General features: G+C 65.8%; 14 protein-coding genes. 5 read left to right on the forward strand and 9 right to left on the reverse strand.

Translation table 11 applies throughout. The features are described from left to right. Window positions 1-262 precede the first annotated feature (262 nt). Both CH281_RS10510 and CH281_RS10515 read left to right on the forward strand, forming a co-directional pair. The gene (locus tag CH281_RS10510) at window positions 263-2,110 is read left to right on the forward strand and encodes a hypothetical protein (RefSeq protein WP_094694102.1); all 1,848 of its coding nucleotides are present in this window, start codon (window positions 263-265) and stop codon (window positions 2,108-2,110) included. 97 nt (window positions 2,111-2,207) lie between these two features. Then, window positions 2,208-2,705 carry a class F sortase gene (locus CH281_RS10515; protein WP_256983453.1) on the forward strand — a complete coding sequence of 166 codons (498 nt, stop codon included), beginning with the start codon at window positions 2,208-2,210 and terminating at the stop codon, window positions 2,703-2,705. Between the two features lie 58 nt (window positions 2,706-2,763). Here the strand turns inward: CH281_RS10515 and pyrE are convergent, their stop codons facing one another. The 5 genes from pyrE to clpB all read right to left on the reverse strand — a co-directional run bounded on the left by pyrE (window position 2,764) and on the right by clpB (window position 8,704). Beyond that, entirely contained in the window at window positions 2,764-3,312 is a 549-nt protein-coding gene (pyrE, locus tag CH281_RS10520) for an orotate phosphoribosyltransferase (RefSeq protein ID WP_032364933.1), read from the reverse strand. Between the two features lie 102 nt (window positions 3,313-3,414). Then, entirely contained in the window at window positions 3,415-3,990 is a 576-nt protein-coding gene (locus CH281_RS10525) for a LemA family protein (RefSeq protein WP_032364932.1), read from the reverse strand. 57 nt (window positions 3,991-4,047) lie between these two features. After that, on the reverse strand, window positions 4,048-4,986 hold the full coding sequence (locus CH281_RS10530; RefSeq protein WP_032364973.1) for a hypothetical protein: 939 nt from the start codon (window positions 4,984-4,986) through the stop codon (window positions 4,048-4,050). 162 nt (window positions 4,987-5,148) lie between these two features. Beyond that, window positions 5,149-6,054, reverse strand: coding sequence for a DUF5666 domain-containing protein (locus CH281_RS10535; RefSeq protein ID WP_052073633.1), 906 nt, complete (start codon window positions 6,052-6,054; stop codon window positions 5,149-5,151). Window positions 6,055-6,157: 103 nt separating this feature from the next. Continuing rightward, window positions 6,158-8,704: an ATP-dependent chaperone ClpB gene (clpB, locus tag CH281_RS10540; RefSeq protein WP_032364931.1), complete on the reverse strand. Its 2,547-nt coding sequence runs from the start codon at window positions 8,702-8,704 to the stop codon at window positions 6,158-6,160. A 213-nt stretch (window positions 8,705-8,917) separates the two neighbouring features. On the opposite strand from clpB, the gene CH281_RS10545 reads away from it, so the two are divergent. After that, a complete protein-coding gene (locus CH281_RS10545; protein ID WP_094694121.1) occupies window positions 8,918-10,081 on the forward strand; it encodes a globin domain-containing protein in 1,164 nt (387 codons plus the stop codon). A 17-nt stretch (window positions 10,082-10,098) separates the two neighbouring features. Here CH281_RS10545 and CH281_RS10550 read toward each other — a convergent pair whose 3' ends face one another. From CH281_RS10550 to CH281_RS10560, 3 genes are all read right to left on the reverse strand, one after another. Continuing rightward, window positions 10,099-10,791, reverse strand: a complete 693-nt coding sequence (locus CH281_RS10550; protein ID WP_143544788.1) for a hypothetical protein — start codon at window positions 10,789-10,791, stop codon at window positions 10,099-10,101. Between the two features lie 106 nt (window positions 10,792-10,897). Next, window positions 10,898-11,179 carry a DUF2277 domain-containing protein gene (locus CH281_RS10555; RefSeq protein WP_027494320.1) on the reverse strand — a complete coding sequence of 94 codons (282 nt, stop codon included), beginning with the start codon at window positions 11,177-11,179 and terminating at the stop codon, window positions 10,898-10,900. 22 nt (window positions 11,180-11,201) lie between these two features. Beyond that, window positions 11,202-11,777 (reverse strand): TetR/AcrR family transcriptional regulator, encoded by a 576-nt coding sequence (locus CH281_RS10560; RefSeq protein ID WP_027494321.1) that lies wholly within the window; start codon window positions 11,775-11,777, stop codon window positions 11,202-11,204. Window positions 11,778-11,872: 95 nt separating this feature from the next. On the opposite strand from CH281_RS10560, the gene CH281_RS10565 reads away from it, so the two are divergent. Further along, window positions 11,873-13,270 carry a cytochrome P450 gene (locus CH281_RS10565; protein WP_032406557.1) on the forward strand — a complete coding sequence of 466 codons (1,398 nt, stop codon included), beginning with the start codon at window positions 11,873-11,875 and terminating at the stop codon, window positions 13,268-13,270. Here CH281_RS10565 and dinB read toward each other — a convergent pair whose 3' ends face one another. Beyond that, window positions 13,271-14,503 carry a DNA polymerase IV gene (gene dinB / locus CH281_RS10570; protein WP_256983454.1) on the reverse strand — a complete coding sequence of 411 codons (1,233 nt, stop codon included), beginning with the start codon at window positions 14,501-14,503 and terminating at the stop codon, window positions 13,271-13,273. Window positions 14,504-14,637: 134 nt separating this feature from the next. Between dinB and CH281_RS10575 the strand changes: the two genes are divergently transcribed. Beyond that, a complete protein-coding gene (locus CH281_RS10575) occupies window positions 14,638-16,911 on the forward strand; it encodes a putative bifunctional diguanylate cyclase/phosphodiesterase (RefSeq protein WP_094694106.1) in 2,274 nt (757 codons plus the stop codon). The last annotated feature ends 3 nt before the right edge of the window (window positions 16,912-16,914 follow it).

The raw sequence follows: 16,914 nt of genomic DNA on the forward strand, positions 1-16,914 counted from the left end.
TCAACCGCTGAATCCGACGGCCGAGAGCATCGCTCTCGGCCGTCGACGTGTATCAATGGCCTCATTCGTCACATCCGTCTCATCAGTAACACTTTGGTAACCAATACCTCAGTAAAGGGCTTTTCGGTTCGATGTACCGTCCGGTTGGTTTACGGTCACGTCATCACGGTTGTTCGTGTGACTCACCAACAACACTCGTTCCGCGTGGGAGGACGGGTGCGCGCAGCTCACTGCTGCCACTGACCGAAGGGCCACAATCTCCATGTCGCAGAAGTCGATCGCCAGGTCCAAGAAGGCGCGCCTCGCCGCAGCCGGGGCCGCCATGGCACTGTCCCTGTCCATCGCCGCACCGGGAATCGCCAGTGCTCAGGAGCCCAGTACGCCGGAAAGCTCCGAGGTTCAAGCACCGGCGGGCGAAGAATCCGAGGGCGTCGAACCCGCCACTCCCACAGGCGAACAGGGTGCCGCAGTAGAAGGATCCGGCACCGCAACAGCCGAAGGACAGATCGACGCACCTGTCCCGGCCGTCACGTCCGAGGACGCAGCCGCGGCCGCCGCAGCCGCAGTCCCGACACCCGAAGCCCCCTCCGCCGTTCGTCCACTGCCGCAGATCACCGGCGGCGTCGTGTTCAACGAAGACGGCACGGCCACAGTCAATCTCGACGTCATTCCGCAGTTGTCCGACGCCGAGAAGAAGGCGATCGCCGACGCCGAGGCCGCCAGCAAGGAAGCCGCAGCCGCATCGGCTGCCGCCCAGGTACGACTCGAGACGGCCAAGGCAGCCGAGGCCACCGCGAGCACCGACGCCACCAAGGCAGAGGTTGCTGCTGCCGAGGCAGACGTCAAGGCCAAGGCCGCCGTCACGGCCGCCTCGAACGCCAAGGTCGAGAGCGCAGCAGCGAGCGCAGCGGTCACCGCAGCGAAAAACACCGCTGCCGAACTGAAGACCAAGGCCGACGAAACCAAGGCCGCCGCCGACAGCGCTGCAACAGTCGCAGCCGAGGCAGAGGCGAAGGCGAAGGAGCTCGAAGCCGCAGCCGTCTCGGGCGACCCCGAGGCCACCGCCGCAGCCGAGGCAGCTCGCGCAGACGCCGACGCGAAGGCCGAACTCGCCGCCACCGCCAAGGTCGAAGCCGACGCATCGAACAAGGCGCTCGCGGATTCCGTTACCGCTGTTCAGGATTCGTTCAAGAACTTCAACCTCGCCAAGGTGACCGCTGCAGTTCGCGCTGCCGCTGCCACTGCCGCGAAGTCGCTGGCACTGAACATCGAGGCTCAGACCGCTGCCGCAGTGGCCGCAGTGGCCGAGCAGAACGCGAAGAACCTCGAAGCCGCCGCCGAGGCCGCCGCAGGTGAGGACACTGCATCCGAGAAGGCCGCAGCCGACGCCCGCACTGCAGCCGACGCAGCGAAGGCCGATGCCGACGCCAAGGCCGAGGCGGCAACCGCTGCCCAGGCTGCACTCGATTCCGCGCCGTCGGACGCCGATGTCGCTGAGTTGCAGGCCAAGGCCGACGCAGCCGCAGCGGCACTGGTGACGGCGAATACGGCCGTCGAGACGGCGAACGCCGACCTGCAGGCCAAGACCGACGCAGCCGCGACCGCCAAGACCAAGGCCACGGAGGCAGCAGCCACGCTGAAGACGGCTCAGGACGCCGCAACGGCCGCCAAGACCGAAGCCGACGCCAAGGCGAAGGCCGAGGCCGATCTCAAGGCCGAGGCAGCCGAATTGGCAGCCAGCGGACCGAAGTTCGAGTGGACCATCAACCTCGGCAACACCGTGAAGGAAGACGTACCCGTCACCGAGGTCGACGAGAACACCGTCGTCGTCGACAAGACCGGAGTCTCGCTCGTCGGCGTCAAGAACGAGGACGGATCCTTCACCGTCGCGGACTACTTCACCACCGACGACAACGGCGTCGTCAGCGTGGCCGGAGAGCTCCCGCCGGTCGATCTGGCACTCGGCGATTCCTCGAACGAGGCGTCGGGCGCTTCGGACAGCTCGTCGAACACCCCGGTGATCCTGGCCGGTGTCGGCGTGGTCGTCGTCGCAGCTGCCGGTGGCGCGTTCTACCTGCGTCGCCGCAGCTCCACCGATGCCACCTCGTAACACCCGCTGGCTGTGGACGGCGATCCTGACGTTCGTTCTTCTCGTATCAGGTTGTGCGAGTGACGAAGTCGGGATCGCCGCACCCGATCGTTCGCCGGTGCAGTCACAGATCTCGGGGGCTGCACCGACGGGCGATGTCGCCCCCTCTCGACCGGAGTACATCGAGCTGCGCTCGGCGGACGGGTCGACCTATCTGAGCAGTCCCATTCATCCGGACCCCCTCTATCGCGGCGGGGAAAGCGGGCAGGTGCTGAACCCGGTCGACGAACTACCCGCGTGGTGGGCCGAGAGCGGAATGCCGGGAACCGACACCGAACAAACCGTTGTTGTTGCCGGACACAACTATTCGAAGCGGGACGCCCCGTTCAAGGCATTGCGGGTGGTAACCCCTGGCGACACCGTTGTGCTGCGTACCTCGAGCGGCACCTTGGAATACGCAGTCGAAACCGTAGGACCCCTGCCGAAGGGATCACTGTTAGCGGACAACGAACTCCGCAAATCGGTGCCCGGTCGATTGATCCTGGCCAACTGCGACGTTCAAGGCGGCGAGCCGACCGACGACAACTTCGTCGTCGTCGCGCAGTTGATTCGCTGAAACAGGCTTGTAGACAATCACTGTCGCGGCCGGGCCCCCGGTCCGGCCGCGACAGTGACTACAGACCGAGGTCTGCCAAGCCCAGCAGTGATCGGTATTCCAGCCCTTCGGCGGCGATGACCTCGTCCGCACCCGTCGCCCGATCCACGACTGTGGCGACCCCGACCACCGTCGCGCCCGCGTCGCGCAGGGCTCGAACTGCGGTCAGGGGCGAATTGCCGGTCGTCGTCGTATCTTCCACCACCAGAACACGTTTGCCGACAATGTCCGGTCCCTCGATCTGACGCTGCATGCCGTGCGCCTTCGCGGCCTTGCGCACCACGAATGCGTCGATCGGCCGGCCCTGCGCGTGCATGATCGCCATCGCGACGGGATCTGCGCCCATCGTCAAACCGCCGACCGACGCGAAATCCCAGTCGGCGACGAGTTCGCGCATCAGCGAACCGATCAATGCACCTGCGCGATGATGGAGGGTCGCCCGACGCAGATCCACGTAGTAGTCGGCTTCCTTGCCCGAGGACAACGTCACCTTCCCGTGCACGACGGCGAGCTCTTTCACCAGATCGGCCAGTTCCTGCCTGTCCGAATTCGCAGCGCTGTCGGCCATGTTCGGGTTCCTCTCGTCGTGCCATGAGGCGGTCGGGTCGGTACGAACTTACCCACCGAGATTCTCGACCACCCGCACCCGGGTACTGGGCGCAGCGCTCCCCTACGCGGCGACCTCGGCGGCGCGGTGCTCGTCCAGGGACTCCTTGGTTTCGACGAACGGTTCGGGCGCGGTCACCGAGCGAGCCTTCGCGACCAGCGACGAGGGGAACGATCCGACGGCCTCGGACAGCTGATACGCCGTGTCGTTGTACACCCGCACCGCGCCGGCAATCCGCTTCTCGGTGACAGTCAGGTCGCCGGCCGGCCCCTGGAACGCCCAGTTGCCGACGACACTGCGGCGCGCTTCGGCGTCGTCGAGAACCGCGTGGAAGGCGGCGGACAGAGCGTTCTCGGCGGCAGCCTGCGCCTGCAGGCCCAGTCCGCGATCACGGACTGCCTTGGACCACGAACGCGCTCCGGCGAGCTGACGCAGCAGGTCGCCCGACAGGTCCGCCGACTCGGCCGCAGTCAGAAACGGTTGCAGTTGCTCGTATCGACGCTCGAGCTCGATGTCGACGAGCCGTGCGCTCTGCTCGGCCAGACCGCGGTACCGCGCGAGTCGGCGCACCACACTCAGGACATAGCCGAGAACGACGAGTACCAGCACGAGGACCACAACGCCCGAGAAAACCGTCACGAGGTACGAATTTAACGGTGCCCGGCCGCCGAGGCCGGTAGGCACGCCCGAGAATGATCAGGGTTGGTTGCGTCGCCGATCCGCATCGAACGGAATCGGACGGGACACAGGCGGACGCGGTACCGGTCGCACCGGATTCACCGATCGGGTGGCCTGCGGTCCGCTCTGATCCGGCCTCGGTGGACTCGGCCGTCGAGTCGCCTCCTGCGGACGAGAATCGGCAGCAGGACTTCTCGTCTCCACACCGCGAGGCTCGACACTGCGCGGCGGGACGTTCCCGGACTGCTGGTTGCGGGGCGGCCCGACGCGCGGTTCCTGCACCAACGGTCGACCCGGATCGCTTCGATCACGAACGGACTCGCCGCCGCCCGGACGCGAGCCGTACACCGCGCTACCGCGGACCGGCGGCAGAACGTGAAGCATCCCCGACAGTCGCGCCACCGCATCGATCGCGGCATCCCAATCGCGCCCCGAACTGGTCAGGGGCATCGATCCGAGAGTCCAGTCCTGTTCACTCCACAACAGCTGCAGATTCTCGGGAATCGACTCGGTGAACGCCGCCATCCGCTGGTCACAGACACGACGAGCGATGTCGACGTCGGTGGCGAACACCACTCGCGGTCCGATGGACCCGAGCAGTTGCATGTCCTCGTCGCGCGGAGGTGGCGTCGAGCGGGGCCTCAGGTCGATATCGACATCGGAGCCGACGGAACGCTGCACGGCCACGATGGTGCCCGTCTCCTCGACGTCGAAGAGTACGAACTCCTCACCACGCCGAACTCCGGTGACGACACCGAGAGCCACATCGAACTCGGGCTTGGACAGCGCGGCGCGCGAGAACTGGGTGACCAGCTCTCGGTCGTGGGGTCGGTACTCGTACCCCTGGGCCTTGGCCCACATCTGCCGAACCCGACCGGATCGATCTCGCTTGGATCGGTCGATGTAGAGCAGCGCTGCTGCGCCCACGAGTGCAATTACCGCCAGGCCGAACCACATTGCCGTCATCGCGAACCACCTTAATCGACTTCCACCTCGCGCCCGTCCACGGCCGCCGACTCCTGTAGACGGTCATAGGAGCCGCACGGAGAGCTGCGGGTCATTCCGCGGGCTCCACTCCCGCCTCACCTCAGGGTCATTCCGCAGGCTCCACTCCCGCCGTCACCCTCCGAGTTTGGGAGTCTCGATGATGACGTTCGCACGGATGATTCCGTTCTCGACGGCCTCGCCCTGCACCACGACGAAAGCACCGACGGCCAACGACGCGAGATCGCGACCGGACAACGAGATTATCTGGGTCTGCGGTGTGGTCTGCACTGTGACCGGAGCGCCGTCGAGGCCGTCGAGCGTCAGAGTCGAACCGTCGTTGGCGTTGATCGTTCCCACCGACGAGCCGAGCTGGCCGAGGATCTCGGGAATGCCGCCCGGGATGAGCTCGGGTGTGGTTGTCGCACCCGATTCCGTGGGCCGCGGCGTCGTCGTGGGCGCGCTGGACGGCGAGGGCCGGATGGAGGTGGACGGTGCCGCGGCGGTGGTGCCCGGCTCGTCGCGCCCTCCGCTCAGAAACGCAATCCCGAACGAGACGACGATGACGAGCACAACGAGCCCGATCAGCGCCAGAACCCACGGACGGGGCCCCTTACTGCCGGAATCGACGCTGTTCGGCTCCTGCGGCGGCGGCGCACCCCCGAACTGCTGGGTGCCCCCGAACTGCTGTGGTTGTCCGAACTGCTGGGTGTGACCGAACTGCTGGGTGTGACCGAACTGCTGGGTGTCGTATCCCGGGGCCTGCCCGTAGGCCTGGTTCGCGGCCGCCTGCTGCGCCGGGTCGAAGGGCGGGAACGCCTGCGTCGGCTGGTAGCCCGGTGGGTACGCCTGCGGGTCGGGGTTGCCGTAGGCCTGGGTCGGATACGCCTCCGTCGGCTGAGCGTCCGGGTACTGCTGGGCGTCCGGGTACTGCTGGGCACCTGGGTGCCCGTAGTCCTGGGTCGGCTGGGATGACTCCGGCTGCTGCGCCGCGTCCTGATCGCGATCTCGGGGTGCTCGCGGGTCGTCCGGATTTGTCATTCCACGAGGGTACCCACGCCGAGAACGTCGACAGTGGCTACCGACAGCAGGCCCGCACGAGACGTTCGTGCGGGCCTGCTCGGGCTGGTTGCCGGCTCGGGCGCTAGCCGAGGATGAGCCGTTCGCCGTCGGGGCTGACGTTGACGGGCACCACGTCGCCGTCGTGCACGTCACCGGCGAGGAGGAGCTTCGCCAGCTGGTCGCCGATTGCCTGCTGAATCAGTCGGCGAAGCGGTCGAGCACCGTACAGCGGGTCGTAACCGCGTACGGCCAGCCACATCTTGGCCGGCGACGACACGTCGAGAGTCAGTCGACGAGCTGCCAGACGGTTCGCGAGGAAGCCGAGCTGGATGTCGACGATCGACTCGAGCTGGTCCTCCGACAGTGCGTCGAACACGACGACGTCGTCGAGCCGGTTGACGAACTCGGGCTTGAACGAGCGCCGCACCGCGTCCATCACTTCGTCCTTGGTACCGCCGGCACCGAGGTTCGAGGTGAGGATCAGGATCGTGTTGCGGAAGTCGACCGTGCGGCCCTGGCCGTCGGTGAGCCTGCCCTCGTCGAGCACGGCCAGCAGGATGTCGAACACATCCGGGTGTGCCTTCTCCACCTCGTCGAAAAGCACCACCGTGTACGGACGCCTGCGTACCGCCTCGGTCAGCTGGCCGCCGGCCTCGTAGCCGACGTAGCCCGGAGGGGCACCGACGAGTCTGGCCACGGCGTGCTTCTCGCTGTACTCACTCATGTCGATGCGCACCATCGCGCGTTCGTCGTCGAAGAGGAACTCCGCCAACGCTTTCGCGAGCTCGGTCTTACCGACGCCGGTGGGTCCGAGGAACAGGAACGAGCCCGTCGGACGGTTCGGGTCGGCCACCCCGGCGCGGGCCCGTCGGACGGCGTCGGACACCGCTTGCACTGCATCTTTCTGTCCGACGACTCGCTTGCCGAGTTCGTCTTCCATCCGCAGCAGTTTGGCGGTCTCGCCTTCCAGCATTCGGCCGGCCGGAATTCCGGTCCACGCCGCCACCACGTCGGCGACGTCGTCCGGGCCTACCTCCTCCTTGAGCATCACGTCGCCCTGGGCAGGTGAGTCCTCGGTCTTTGCCGCGAGCTCCTTCTCCAGGGTCGGGATCCGGCCGTACCTCAGTTCGGCGGCCTTGCCGAGATCACCGTCGCGTTCGGCACGATCGGATTCTCCGCGCAGGTTCTCGAGTTCTTCCTTGAGCGCCCGCACCGAGTCGATGGCGTTCTTCTCGTTCTGCCACCGCGTGCTGAGCTCGGCCAGCTTCTCCCGCAGGTCGGCGAGTTCCTGACGCAGTTTGTCCAGCCGGGCCTTCGACGCGTCGTCGGTCTCCTTGGCCAGGGCCATCTCCTCGATCTCGAGGCGGCGGACGGCTCGTTCCACCTCGTCGATCTCGACGGGGCGCGAGTCGATCTCCATGCGCAGACGTGACGCGGCCTCGTCGACGAGGTCGATGGCCTTGTCCGGCAGGAACCGGGCCGTGATGTACCGGTCGCTGAGGGTCGCGGCGGCCACCAGGGCGGAGTCCGTGATGCGGACGCCGTGGTGCACCTCGTAGCGTTCTTTGAGTCCGCGCAGGATGCCGACGGTGTCTTCGACCGACGGCTCCCCGACGTAGACCTGCTGGAAGCGGCGTTCGAGGGCGGCGTCCTTCTCGATGTACTTGCGGTACTCCTCGAGGGTGGTCGCGCCGACGAGTCGGAGCTCGCCGCGAGCAAGCATCGGCTTGATCATGTTGCCCGCGTCCATCGCCGAGTCGCCGGTGGCTCCTGCGCCCACGATGGTGTGCAACTCGTCGATGAACGTGATGACCTGACCGGCGGAGTTCTTGATGTCGTCGAGCACGGCCTTGAGCCGTTCCTCGAACTCACCGCGGAACTTCGCGCCGGCGACCATCGAACCGAGATCGAGGGATACGACGGTCTTGCCTCGCAGGCTTTCGGGTACGTCGCCGGCGATGACGCGTTGTGCGAGTCCTTCGACGATGGCGGTCTTGCCGACACCGGGTTCACCGATCAGAACGGGGTTGTTCTTGGTTCGCCGGGACAGCACCTGGACGACACGCCTGATTTCGGTGTCGCGGCCGATGACGGGATCGAGCTTGCCTTCTCGGGCGAGCGCCGTCAGGTCGGTGCTGTACTTCTCCAGCGCCTGGTAGGTGTTCTCCGGATCCGCGCTGGTGACGCGGGCACTGCCGCGGACCGCCTGGAACGCGTCGCGCAGCTCGTTGGCTCCGGCACCATGGCCGGAGAGGAGCTTGGCGACGTCGTCGTTTCCGGTCGCGAGACCCACCATGAGGTGTTCGGTGGAGACGAACTCGTCGTCCAGTTCGGTGGCCAGGTGCTGCGCTGCGGTGATCGCGGCGAGAGTTTCACGGCCGAGTTGCGGAGTGGTGGTCGAACCGGATGCCGAGGGCAGGCGGTCGACGAGGTTCTGCGCTTCTCGACGCACCGTTGCGGGGTCGACGCCGACGGCCTTCAGCAATGGTGTGGCGATGCCGTCGGTCTGATCGAGCAACGCCACCAACAAATGTGCCGGACGAATATCCGGGTTACCGGCCGCGGATGCGGCCTGCAGTGCAGCGGAAAGTGCTGCCTGCGACTTCGTGGTGGGAGTGAAACTGTCCACCGGTCACCTTCTTTCCAGTGTGGGGTTCGAGCGTGTCGCTGGGTACAACCATAGACAAGTTGAGTCTGTTCCGCTCAACCTTGATTTTTCTCGTGCGCGTTTTGCGTACCTGGAGGGGCGCAAGACGCGCACGAGGGCGCAGCCCTGATGCGCGAAAGTCTCGATCGGTCTACTTTGGTGACGGTCGAAGGTGTCAATCGGTGGGGGTGGAGGTTGCTCGACGCACGCACGGTCTCCCTGGTCCGCACCGGATTCAAGTCGGTAGTGGCTGAACCGAACGGTCCCGAACAGCTGTCCCGGTCGTTCTACGCTCACCTTTTTGCCGAGTATCCCGACTTCCGTTCCCTTTTCCCGGCGTCGATGGACGCATTGCGCGAGCATTTCGTGCTGGCACTGGGGTACATCTTCGACAATCTGGACGACGCCGACCGCGTCGAGCCGTTCCTCGAACAGCTGGGCCGGGACCACCGCAAGCACGGAATTTCCGGGGCACATTTCCGGGCGGGGAGTTCGGCGCTGATCAGCGCCTTCCGGAGCTTCGCCGGCACCGAGATGTGGACCGACGAGGTCGAGACCGCCTGGCGAGACGCCCTCACCGTGGTGAGCAACGCGATGGCCGCCGCCGCCGACAACGACGAGCTGCCCCCGTACTGGAGCGCGACGGTCGTCGAACATCACCGCCTGCTCGACGACCTGGCCGTGGTGCGACTGAAGACCGACGGGGAGATTCCGTACTTCCCCGGCCAGTACGTCAGTGTGCAGATTCCGCAGCGGCCCAAACTGTGGCGCTACCTGTCCCCTGCCATTCCCAGCAACCCCTACGGCGAGATCGAGTTCCATGTTCGACGCGTATCCGGGGGCTGGGTATCACCGGCGATGGTCACCGAAACGACTGTCGGCGACCGTTGGCTGATCAGCCCGCCGCTGGGCGGCATGCACGTCGATCGCACGATCGGCGAGGACGTGTTGATGATCGCCGGGGGCACCGGTCTGGCACCGTTGCGCGCGCAGGTGATGGAGATGGCCCAGCGCAGCACCAATCCGCGGGTGCATCTGTTCGTCAGTGGGACGTATCCGTGCGACCTCTACGACTTGGACACGCTGTGGCAGTTGTCGTTGTCGAATCCGTGGCTGACGGTGGTGCCGGTGACCGAGGAGCTCGAGGATCCGTGGTGGCACTCGGGTCCGACGCGCGAACTCCCGTGGGGCATGCATCATCGACTGCACGGCCCGGTGGGCAAGGTGGTGACGCGGTTCGGCTCGTGGGCCGATCGGCAGATTCAGATCTGTGGGTCGCCGTCGATGGTGCGCACCACGCTGTATGCACTGCGCAAGGTCGGTACGCCGATGGAGCACATTCAGCACGATCCGTTCTGACTGCGCTACAACACTTTTCAGCCGGGAATGATCTTTCGGCCGGAGATCGACCTCGGCGGGAGGTCCTCGACGATGCCTCCGACGACCAGCCGCGGTGTCCAGCTCTCGGTGACGAGCCTGCCGTCTCCGGTGATGATCGCCTCCGGATCGGGGTCGACGAGAATGGGATATCCGGTGTCGGAGGTAGCTCCGACATTCTGCACCAACAGGCCGTTCTCGATGGTGTAGTACACGTGCACCGGGTGCAGGTCGGAGTCGAAAGCCCAAGGGCGGCCGATGAATATCACTGCGTCGCCGGTGCCGTCGAGCACCGATACGGAGCCGTCTCGCTCGAGCCGCAACTCCCAGCACGCAGGCATGGATGCGGTGAACTCGAATCGATGCGGAGCCTGGGCTTCGAGCAGGTGAATCATCAACAACGCACCCTCGCGTGGGTCTCGTTGCGGCACAACCACTTCGAACGATCCACATTCGTAGAATCTGGATCCGAACGGTCCCGGTACGCCTACGCCGAGCTCGTCGGCGATGGCCAATTCCAGGCGGATCGAACCGGATCCGTTCTCGGCCCGCAAGGTGATGCCCTCGGAAGGATGGGGCATCGGGGACTCGTCGCGGGGCGCATAGGACAACACCGCCCGCAGCAGCGGCTCGGCGACCTCGGCGTCACCGTCTCGGGAATCGAACGTGCGTCGTCGTCGTCGATCGGTCATCGTCACCCCCTTTGCCTGACTCGACCAGTTTGCCACCCTCGACCCTGATCGCGCGTCCGATTCTGCCGAAAACCATCCATTCGATGCAGTGGTCTGCTAGCGCGCGTCAGGCCCGGGCAGCCGCCTTGGCGGCAATCCGCGCCTGCACTTCCGGACGCCTGAGCGGAGGCACCGTCGGAGGTGGCTGCCGCCGGTCCGGCAGGGCGTCGAGCAGCCGATGCGTCGTGGCCGTCACCTCGGCTACTGCCGTCTCGAACGCGTCACGGGTGGCGTCGGACGTCTTCTGCACTCCGCTGATCTTGCGGACGTACTGACGCGCCGCAGCCTCGATCTCGTCGTCGGTGGCGTGTGGTTCCAAGCCCCGCAGGGTGGTGATGTTTCGGCACATTCCCCGACGATAGACCCGCAGGTCACACCTCGAGAAGACCTGCGATCGCCTTCAGGCACAGCTCGCGAACCTGTTCCCTCTTCAGAGTCCTGCGCTCCACCCAGTCGTGACAGACCGCGCGGACGAATGCCACCCACCCTCGGAGCGCGGCCCGGATCATCTCGTCGTCGTGGAACTCGTCCGGCAGCGCGTCGAGAATGCGTTGCTGCTGGATGTCGAACTCGCGCGTGAGGATGTCGTTGATGCGGTCGTCTCCGAGCAGCGCGCCTCGATTGACCGCTCGGACGCCGTGCGCATGCTCGTCGGTGTAGGCGATGTAGGCGTCGAGTCCGGCGGCTATCTGCTCGAGGACCGGCAACGACGGGTCCGGGGCGGTGACGGCGAGGTTGCGCTCGGATTCGGTGCGCACGATCTCGACGAAGAACTCCCGTTTGGACGGGAAGTAGTGGTACATCAGACCCCGCGAGACCCCGGCCAGGTCTGCCACTTCCTCGATCCACACGTCCTCGTAGGGACGTTCGGCGAACAGGGTCGACCCGATCTCGATCAGCTGCGCACGCCGCTGCTCCGGTGTCATGCGTTTTCGAGGTGTGGTCATTGGGTCTCGAACCTTACTTGACACGAGTTCAACGGTGAGTACGGTCACTATTTGACACCGGTTCAACGAGTCGGTTCGGGGACTGAGGAGCGGCCATGTCGACGGAATTCGCACTACGAGACGGCGTACTACCGCATCCGCCGTATCGATTGCCGATACTGGGCGACGTCATCGGTGTCGACCCGCGCTCGCCGATCCAGGATTCGACAGCTCTGGCCGCCCGGCTCGGACCGATGTTCGAGCGCCACATCCTCGGCAAGCGCTTCGTCTTCGCCTCGGGTGCCGACGTGGTCGGCGATCTCTGCGACGAACGCCGCTTCGAGAAGTTCCTGCCGCCGGGCGTCGAGCGCCTCCGCGACATCGGTGCCGACGGCCTGTTCACCGCCTACAACCACGAGCCCAATTGGCAACGGGCCCACGATCTGCTGCGGCCGGCGTTCACCGCCGGAGCCATGCGGGGCTACCACGACATCATGGTGAACGTCGCGGACGATCTGATCGAGCACTGGACCGAGCGTTCGCGCGACGCGTCGACGACCGATGTGTCCTCGGACATGACGAAGCTGACGCTCGAGACCATCGGACGCACCGGATTCAGCTACAGCTTCGGCTCGTTCACCCGCGCCGAACCACACCCGTTCGTGTCCGCGATGGTCGGCGCACTGACGTACAACCAACGGCGGGCGTTGGTATCGATCCCGGCGTTCGCCGCGCCGCTGTTCGCCCGATCGGACCGGCGATACGAGCAGAACAAGAAGTACCTGGCCGAGGTACTCACCGACGTCGTCCGCACTCGTCGACAGTCCGACGGCGACTTCACCGACCTACTGCAGATCATGATGGACGCGGCGCGCGAGGCCGACAACCCGAACGCCTTGAGCGAAGCCAACATCGGCCACCAGATTCTGACGTTCTTGATCGCTGGGCACGAGACCACCTCTGGTGCGTTGTCTTTCGCACTGTACTTCCTGGCCACCCACCCCGAGGTCTTCGAACGTGCCAGGGCCGAGGTGGACGAGATCTGGGGGACGGACAAGCCGGAGTTCGGCCAAGTACCCAAACTCCGGTACGTCCGCCGAGTCCTGGACGAATCACTGCGTCTGTGGCCGACGGTTCCCGCGTTCGGACGCGGCGCACGAGCCGACACCGTCATCGGCGACGGCTACCCCATGGCGGCAGGAGACTGGGCGATCGTGCTCGCGACGGCCCTGCACCGAGATCCGGTGTGGGGCGATCGGCCGGAGAAATTCGACCCCGACAACTTTCTGCCCGCCCGCATCAAAGCTCGGCCGGCGCACGTGTACAAGCCCTTCGGGACGGGCGAAAGAGCATGCATCGGAAGGCAATTCGCCATCCATGAGGCCGTACTGGTACTCGGAACCGTCCTGCAACGCTTCGATCTGCAGGCCGACCCGTCGTATCGACTGAAGGTCACGGAGCGGCTGACCATGATGCCCGAGGGCTTTCGGGTGCAGCCGACAGTGCGCACGTAGTCAGTCCGGCAGCAGCGGTACCGATACCCCCGGGTCTCGTCCGAGCAGTACCCCGCGCGTCAGCGACGTCGACCCGAACTTCTTGTGCACCCCGTCCAACGCACGGTCGAGTGCCGACGCCTCGGGTGGTCTACGTACCGAGGGGGGGTCGAACTGCAGTTCCAGTTGCTCGGCTCCGCCCCTGTCGATGCTCGAGACCGTCACCCCGACCAGAGTGATGCCCTTCTCCGCGACCAGCGGAGCCGCCTCGTGCAGCAGCTCGAGTGCGGCATCGAGGATGTCCCGGGTGTCGGCGGTGGCGCGATCGAGGGTGTGCGATCGGGTGGCCCGGGTGAAATCGGCAAACCGCAAGCGCAACATCACGGTTCGGCCGGTCCGCTGCTCGCCCCGCATTCGGTGCGTGACGCGATCGACGAGGCCGATCAACGACGCCTCCACCTCGGCCGCGTCGTGCCGCCCGCGGCCCAGGGCCCGCTGGGCACCGATGGAACTGCGCGACTTTCCGGGCTGCACGCGGCGCGGATCTCGTCCCATGGCCAGTGCGTACAGGTGCGCTCCTGCGCCCTTTCCCAACACCGAGGCCAGCGATCTCTCGCCGTAGGCCGCGATGTCTCCCACGGTTCTGATGTCGAGTACGTGCAGCTTTTCGGCGGTGACCTTGCCGACGCCCCACAGCCTTTCGATGTTCAGCGGGTGCAGGAACTCGAGTTCACCACCGGGTGGCACCAACAGCAGCCCGTCGGGTTTGGCGAACGCACTGGCCACCTTCGCCAGGAACTTGGTGGTGGCAATCCCGACGGTGATCGGGAGCCCTACCTGTTCGGCGACGTCGCGGCGCAGTTGCTGCCCGATGTCGAGTGCGCTGCCCGCTATCTTGCGCAGGCCTCCGACGTCGAGAAAGGCCTCGTCGATGGAAATTCCCTCGACGAGCGGCGTCGTGTCGTGAAAGACGTCGAACACGTCCTTGCTCGCCTGGGAGTACGCCTCCATACGCGGCGGCACCACGATCGCCTGCGGACAGACCGCCCGCGCCTGCCCACCGCTCATCGCGGTGCGTACCCCGAAGGCCTTGGCCTCGTAGCTGGCCGCGAGTACCACTCCCCCGCCGACGATCACCGGTTTTCCCCGCAGCCGCGGATCGTCTCGCTGCTCCACCGAGGCATAGAAGGAGTCGAGATCGGCATGCATGATGCTCGCTTCCCCGCTCTTCGCCTTTTCGGCGCTCGACTCCACGTTTTCATGCTCCCACGAGGCACCGACATCCCCGTTACCTGCATCGAGCCCGAAAAACACCCCGAGAAAGTGACCCAGGTCACCTGATGTGCCATTGTTGAGTCGTCGGATCACGCGAACGGCTGGAGACAACTGTGACGGCCTGGTGGCGGTGGTACGGAGCACTCGGCGTACTCGGCTGCATCGCCTACTTCGCGGTGCCCGACTCCGTCTGGTCGCAATCGATCTTCGTCGTGGTCGGGGCGTCCGCCGTCGCCGCCACGATCGTGGGAACCAGGCTGAACCGTCCGCGCAACCGAACCGCCTGGTGGAGCATCGCCGCGGGCACCGCGGTGTGGGTGCTCGGCGACATCGTCTACGAGTGGCTTCACGCCGGCGGAGGCGTCGTGCCCTATCCGTCGCTCGCCGACGCGCTCTACCTCGTCGGCTACCCGATCTACGGTTTCGGACTGTTCCTGCTGGTCCGGCACAAGTGGCGGGCGAGCGAACGCGGCCACATCGCCAACAGCGCTATCGTGATGGTCGCATTCGCACTGCTCACCTGGGTTTTTGCGGTCCAACCATCGCTGGACGGGGACGGTATCTCCGGCGTTGCCGGGCTGGTCGACGTCGCCTATCCCGCGATGGACATCTTTCTGCTCGGGTTGCTCGCCCACTTCGTCGGCTCTCGTCAGTGGCGGGCACTGTCCTACCGACTGCTCACCGCGGCGGTGGTCCTGCTCGTCGTCACCGACACCGCCAACAACTTCTCCATCGTGTCCGATTCCTCGGCCGACCGCTCGCTGCTCGACGCGGGGTGGACGCTGTCCTACGTGCTCATCGGCGTCGCCGCACTCCACCCGTCGATGCGGAGAATCACCAGCCCCACCATCGAATCCGACGCCCACCTGATGGCGTCGTTCACCACACCGTCCGTCGTCGTGCTGACCGCCGCCACGCTCACCGCCCCCGCCGTGATGGTCGTCGAAGTCGTGCGCGAGAAGCCGATCGCACAATGGGGATGGGCGGTCATGCTGTGCGCGGGCATTCTGGTGGTCCTGGTGATCCTGCGCATCACCGACCTGCTGCGGCTGCTGCACACCCAGACCGTTCAGCTCCGCGCCGTCGCCGACACCGACCACCTCACCGGGCTGGCCAATCTGCGCGCCCTCGAACACCGGATCTACGGCAACGCCGGTGAATCGACATTGCTGACGGTCGACATCGACCGCTTCACCGAAATCAACGACACGTTCGGACGGGGCCTCGGAGATCAGGTGCTGGCCGCCGTCGCCACCCGTCTGCGCACGGTGGGCGATGACGCGATCCTGTTGGCACGCTTGGCCGGTGACGAATTCGCGCTGTGCGGTGAGTCGGATTCGATGGATCCCGCGGCCCTCGCCCGCGACATACTGGAACAATTCTCGACGCCGTTCGAGGTGGGCAACATGTCGTTGCTCATCGAAGCGAGCGTGGGGGTAGCGACGAACGCCCCGGCGCGCGTCGCCGAGGACGACGCCACACCCGACCGTCTGGTGCAACGCGCCGACCTCGCCGTGCAGGCCGCGAAGACCGTGCAATCGCGCGTCGCGTACTACGACCGGTCCATGGACCGGGACAAGAGCGAGCAGTTGATCATGCTGGGCGAGCTCACCGCCGCCCTCGCGTCGGATCAACTGAGACTGCGCTATCAGCCCCAGGTCGACCTGGACTCGATGACCGTGGTGGGGGTCGAAGCCCTGCTGCGTTGGCACCACCCGAGCGGAGACATTCTCTCTCCCAGCGCATTTCTGCCCACGGCCGAGCACACCGGACTGATCCGCCCACTGACCCGCTACGTTCTCGAGCAAGCCCTGGCGGAACGACAGCGATGGGCGGCATCGGGCCTGCACCTGCGCATGGCCGTCAACATCTCCACCCGAAACCTGTTCGACGACAGCCTGATCTTCCACGTGTCCCGAGTCCTGTCCGAGTTCGATTGTCCTGCTGAGCAGTTGACCTTGGAGGTGACCGAGAGTTCCGCGATGACCGACCCCGCCGGTGCCACCGAGGTGCTGGCCGGTCTGCACGCCATGGGAGTGCAGGTCGCCATCGACGATTACGGCACGGGCTACAGTTCTCTGGCCTACATCGAGCGCCTCCCGGTCCAGGAAATCAAGATAGATCGAACGTTCGTCAGCGGAATGTCGCACAACGCCACTCACGCCGCCATCGTTCGCTCGACCATCGAACTGGCGCGCACACTGGGGCTGTCGGTGACCGCAGAGGGCGTGGAGGACGAAAGGACGGTATCGGTGTTGCGTGAGCTGCGATGCGGACGGGCGCAGGGCTTCCATCTGGGCCGCCCCACCCCCGGCGAGCACCTGCCCGCCCTCGTCGACGAACTGAACGAGAACCTGAAAACTGTTATCGGAGAACGGATATCATGACCG

Origin of the sequence: Rhodococcus sp. 06-221-2 (assembly GCF_002258365.1) — a bacterium.
GTDB lineage: Bacteria > Actinomycetota > Actinomycetes > Mycobacteriales > Mycobacteriaceae > Rhodococcoides > Rhodococcoides fascians.

Coding starts and splice junctions, on each gene's coding strand:
- CH281_RS10510 (WP_094694102.1), top strand. CDS start 263: ATGTCGCAGAAGTCGATCGCCAGGTCCAAGAAGGCGCGCCTCGCCGCA.
- pyrE (WP_032364933.1), bottom strand. CDS start 3,312: ATGGCCGACAGCGCTGCGAATTCGGACAGGCAGGAACTGGCCGATCTG.
- CH281_RS10530 (WP_032364973.1), bottom strand. CDS start 4,986: ATGTGGTTCGGCCTGGCGGTAATTGCACTCGTGGGCGCAGCAGCGCTG.
- CH281_RS10535 (WP_052073633.1), bottom strand. CDS start 6,054: ATGACAAATCCGGACGACCCGCGAGCACCCCGAGATCGCGATCAGGAC.
- CH281_RS10550 (WP_143544788.1), bottom strand. CDS start 10,791: ATGACCGATCGACGACGACGACGCACGTTCGATTCCCGAGACGGTGAC.
- CH281_RS10555 (WP_027494320.1), bottom strand. CDS start 11,179: ATGTGCCGAAACATCACCACCCTGCGGGGCTTGGAACCACACGCCACC.
- CH281_RS10560 (WP_027494321.1), bottom strand. CDS start 11,777: ATGACCACACCTCGAAAACGCATGACACCGGAGCAGCGGCGTGCGCAG.
- CH281_RS10565 (WP_032406557.1), top strand. CDS start 11,873: ATGTCGACGGAATTCGCACTACGAGACGGCGTACTACCGCATCCGCCG.